The 4,690-nt window shown below is 65.7% G+C and carries 3 protein-coding genes; all 3 read right to left on the bottom strand.

The annotated features are described in order from the left end of the window. Positions 1-1,014: DUF255 domain-containing protein (locus tag VMS96_14145; protein HVP44568.1), on the bottom strand; the 1,014-nt coding region annotated here is incomplete at its 3' end. Positions 1,015-1,067: 53 nt separating this feature from the next. Continuing rightward, positions 1,068-1,646, bottom strand: coding sequence for a transposase (locus VMS96_14140; GenBank protein HVP44567.1), 579 nt, complete (start codon positions 1,644-1,646; stop codon positions 1,068-1,070). A 222-nt stretch (positions 1,647-1,868) separates the two neighbouring features. Beyond that, a complete protein-coding gene (locus VMS96_14135; protein ID HVP44566.1) occupies positions 1,869-4,526 on the bottom strand; it encodes a bifunctional serine/threonine-protein kinase/formylglycine-generating enzyme family protein in 2,658 nt (885 codons plus the stop codon). Between the last annotated feature and the right edge of the window lie 164 nt (positions 4,527-4,690).

The raw sequence follows: 4,690 nt of genomic DNA, 5'->3' as shown, positions 1-4,690 counted from the left end.
CAGCGTCCAGGTGAAGTGGTCGCCGTCGTCGCGCAGGTCGATGTCGGCGTCCTGGGAGCCGAAGAAGCCGCCGCGCTCGCGGTCGCTCAGCCATTCGTCCATCCAGCGGATGATGTCGCGCGCCACGTGCCAGAAAAACGGCGTCCCCAGCGCCTGGTACGCGTGCACGTAGTTCTTCAGCAGCTCCGAGTTGTCGTACGACATCTTCTCGAAATGCGGCACCACCCAGCGCTCATCCACCGAATAGCGATGGAAGCCGCCGGCCAACTGGTCGTACACCCCGCCCTTCGCCATCTTGGTCAGCGTGACGTCGACCAGTTGCCGCACCTGGGCGTCGCCGCCGCGGACGAAGCGGTCGATGCAGAGGTCGAGCGCCGCCGGATGCGGAAACTTGGGCGCCGAGCCGAAGCCGCCATTGGTGGCGTCGAACATGTGCAGCGCCGAGTCCACGATGCTCTCCGGGATCCTCGGCGAAATCCGCCCCGAGCGCCCGGCGAAAGTCTCGGCGTGCGCGATAGCGTTCATCACCATGCCCGCCTGCTCGTTCACCTCGGCGTTCTTCTGCTGGAAGGCGTCGGCGATGGCCTGCAGTACGCGCTTGAAGCCGGGACGGCCGAAGTGGTCGTCGGGAGGGAAATAGGTACCGCCGAAGAACGGCCGGCCGTCGGGAGTCAGGAACGCGGTAAGCGGCCATCCGCCTTGCCCGCTGATCGCCTGCACCGCCGCCTGGTAGCGAGAGTCGATGTCGGGACGCTCGTCGCGGTCCACCTTGATGGCGACAAAGCGCTCGTTGATGAGGTGCGCCACCATCGGGTCGTCATACGACTCGCGGTCCATCACGTGACACCAATGGCACCAGACCGCCCCGATATCCAGCAGGATGGGCTTGTTCTCGCGCTTGGCGAGGTCGAAGGCCTCGTCCCCCCACTCATGCCAGCGGATGGGCTGGTGCATGGCCGAGCGCAGGTAGGCGGAGGAGGCGTTGGCCAGGGCGTTCGTGGTTTGGGTGTCCATAAACCTATGAGTCTACGCCTTGAGATGCGTTATTGGCCGGTGGCCTACACCTGTCAGTTCTCCCATCCGAACCACTCCCAACTTGACGGTGCCCCACATCTGCCCGCTTTTGGCAGATGTGGGTCTCGACCACTCCTCCGCACCGCCGTCCACTCCGATTCAATCTCCACCACGCCGCGTTCCGCCCTCCAGTAATGGCGAAAGCTGCTCCAGGGCCAGTCGAACGGGTCCTTGCACAACCCGCGTGTCACGGGGTTGCGGTGAAGATAACGCAGCTTATTCTCGAAGCTGACCGCGTTGCGCACGTTGTGGTCGTAATAGCGCTTCTGCCAGAACGGCTGAGGCTGCCGCCATCCCGCCGACGACGCTCGTCGCGACACCGCGATCTTCAGTGCCTGGATCGCTGTACTCAAAAGGTGCACGTCGGGTTCGGAAACCAGCAGGTGTACATGCTCGGGCATGACCACGTATCCATACACGCGGAATCCATACCTCTTTCGGATCTGTTCCAAACAACGCACGAACAGCTCCGCGACGCGGGGACCCGACAGGTATGGCTTGCGCCCATAGCAACTGAAGGTAATGAAATGGGGTTGGCGCGACTCTTGGTATCGCTTTAACCCGTACGGCATGCCGCGAAACCTAGCACAGGGCTCCTGGGATTGTCGGTGAGGTCGGCGCCCACGTCTGCCAAAACCGGGCAGACGTGGGACACCGAGGACCTCTCCTTCGATCAGCAGAGATGTGGGCCACCGGCCTCCTGGGATTGTCGGTTGCCCACGTCTGCCAAAACCGGGCAGACGTGGGGCACCAAGGACCTCTCCTTCGATTAGCAGAGATGTGGGCCACCGGCCTTAGTGCGCGTGGGCTGCACTTGCTCCTGCGCCACTCAGCCGTTTCAAAGGCCAATCCAGCGCCAGGCGGAAGCCGATGGTGGGATGGAAATAGTCCGGCTGACCCGAGGTGCGGAAGGCGCACTCCAGCCCGACCGGAGGCAGCGCCCACGCATTGCCGCGGATGGTGCGCTGGCCGAAGACCGGGTCCTGGGCGGCGGCTTTGGGGTCGTAGAGGGAGTCGGTCCACTCGGCCGCGCCGCCGGCCATGTTGTGCACGATGCCCCAGGGCGCCTCATCCTTGTAGTCCTCCCATTTCCAGCTGATGTTGGCGCCACGGTCGCCGTAGCCCTGGGTGACGACCGCGAGTCCTTTGCCCGGAAACTCGCCCCAGGAGAACTTGCGGCCGTCGGTCCCGCGGCACACAGACTCCCACTCCCACTCCTTCGGCAGGCGATACGGCAGCCCGTCGCGCTGGCTGCGCCAGGCGATGTACGCCAGGGCAGCGTTATAGGAAACGCCCCGCACCGGCGAGTTCGAAAAACGTTCCGAAGGCTTGCCGCCGGGAGGCATCAACTCCCCATGCGGCGAGAGCACCGCCAGCGGCTTGCCGAAATCCTGCGGCAGGTAAGCCCGCACCTGTCCGGGCTTGCCGTGATGGAGCACGTCCTGCAGGAACTCGGCGTACTCGCGCATGGTCAGCTCATCGTGGAAGATGAGCAGCGGCTTGAGCGTTGCGGCCCGGGGCGGCGGTGCCCCCGCAGTGTCCCCGCCCACGATCGTCTGTCCGCCGGCCACGTACACGAACCCGGGCGGCACGTCTTCCGGCTTGGGAAGCTCGACGTTCTGCTCGACTTTCCCGTGGCGCGCCAGCATGAAGGGCAGGCGGATGTCCACCCGGCCCGGGGCATGCAGGAAGAGCACGTAGCTGCCCGGCGCCAGCGCCGGGATCTGTACCCGGCCCACCCCCACCTTCACCGACGCGATGGGCTCGATGCGGAAGATGGAATGCGCCGGCTCGATCACCGCCGGTCCGGTTTTAGCGCGCTCGCGCTCGGCTTCCAGAAAGGCGCGGTCCGGCTGCTGCTTCTGGACGTCGTAAGGAACGGGGATCAGTCGCGTCGCCAGGGCACTGCCTTCTTTGTCGGTTGCCTGGAGCAGCTCGTACGAATACAGATAGGCTTCGGTCTCGGGCGGATTGAGCGCGATGTTCACGCTGCCCATGCCGTTCAACTCGTCGAGGTACGACTTGGGCTCGGGTGCATAGCGCAATACTTCGGCGCGCGTGGCTTGCATCAGGTCAGGATTCTTTTCGGCCAGCGCCAGCCGCCACAACTCCATGTAGTTGTCCGCCAGCAGCTGTCGCGCCCGGTTGTTCTTGGGCGCGATGTCGAGCACCTCCAGCAGCAGGTTGTTGCCCTGGTTGAGCGCGGCGCGGTACTCGCGGTCGGAACCGCGTTGCAGGCTGGCCACCATCTGGGCGCGGTAGGGGTCGTCGCTGCGCACCTTGCCGGTGGCGCCCTTCGACTGCTCGAAAGCGCGCTTGCCGGCAGAGACCTTCTGCTCCGCCTGGTTGAGCAGGCGGCGGATGTTCACCTCGCGATAGGTGAACCAGGAACCCAGCGCCAGGGCGAAGACGGCGGCAGCGCTGATGGCAGCGGCCCCGACCTGGCGGCGATTGCGCCGCGCCCACTTGCCCAAGCGCTGCAGGGCGCTGTCAGGGCAGGCGCTGACCGGGCGATCGTCGAGGTACGCCTCCAGGTCGCGAAGCATGGCCGACGCCGAGCGATAGCGGTCCTCCGGCCGGCGCTGCATCGCCTTCTCGCAGATGGCCTTCAGTTCCCGGGGGATGGGCTTGAACCCGTGCGCGCCGACCAGCAGACGCGGCGGCGGCTCTTTCCGCACCCGGCGCAGGACCTCCATCGCATCACCGCCCTCGTACGGCGCCTTGCCGCTCAGAATCTCGTAGAGCATCGCCCCCAGAGCATAGATGTCGGTGCGTTCATCGAGTTCGCTGATGCGGCCCTCGGCCTGCTCCGGAGCCATGTAAGCGGGAGTCCCGGCGATGGCGCCTTCCATGGTCAGGGAAGCCTCGGCCGAGGGGCTGCCGATAAGCACGGTCTTGGCCGAATCCATCTCCTGGCGCGTGACCGGCGAAAGGGTCTTGGCCAGCCCCCAGTCCATCACCAGCACCTCGCCGAACTTGCCCAGCATGATGTTCTCGGGCTTGAGGTCGCGGTGGATCACCCGCTTGCTGTGGGCGAAGGCGATGCCCTGGCAGACCCCGATCAGGATCTCCAGCATCTTGCGCGGGGTGTAGGTATCGCGGAAGAACGGGCCGTTCTTCTCCAGCCGTTCATTGCGTTCACGGCCGCGGATCACCTGCCGCAGGGAGAGGCCGCGCACGTACTTCAAGGTGAAATAGAGCTGGCCCTGGCTGTCGAGGCCGACGTCGTGGACTGGGACGATGTTGGGGTGCTCCAGTTGCCCGGTGGTCTGGGCTTCGCGCAGGAATCGGGTGAGCGTGTCCTCGGCGACCGTGCCGCCCGGCTGCGGCAGCAGACGCTTCATGGCCACCGAGCGCTCCAGGTCGCGGTCTTCCACCAGGAGGACTTCTCCGACCCCTCCCTGTCCGAGCTTCCCGCTGATGGCGTACTTGGTGGCCGGAGCTGCCGGCATGTCCGCTGAAGGCGTCGCAGAGCGGAGTTGCGAGAGGACCGAGGGCCGCTCCTGGTGGGAGCTGCTTGGCGCCACCGTCGGCTGCATGCTGGCAGTGGTGGAGCTGAAGTCCAAGGTAGCGGCATCAGTGGCCCGGCCGGGAGCGGGCGCAGCTACCGTATCCA

The organism is Terriglobales bacterium, assembly GCA_035543055.1.
Lineage (GTDB): Bacteria > Acidobacteriota > Terriglobia > Terriglobales > Acidobacteriaceae > JAIQFD01.
Note: the sequence above shows the minus strand (reverse complement) of the source record. Positions and strands in the feature narration are given on the sequence as shown.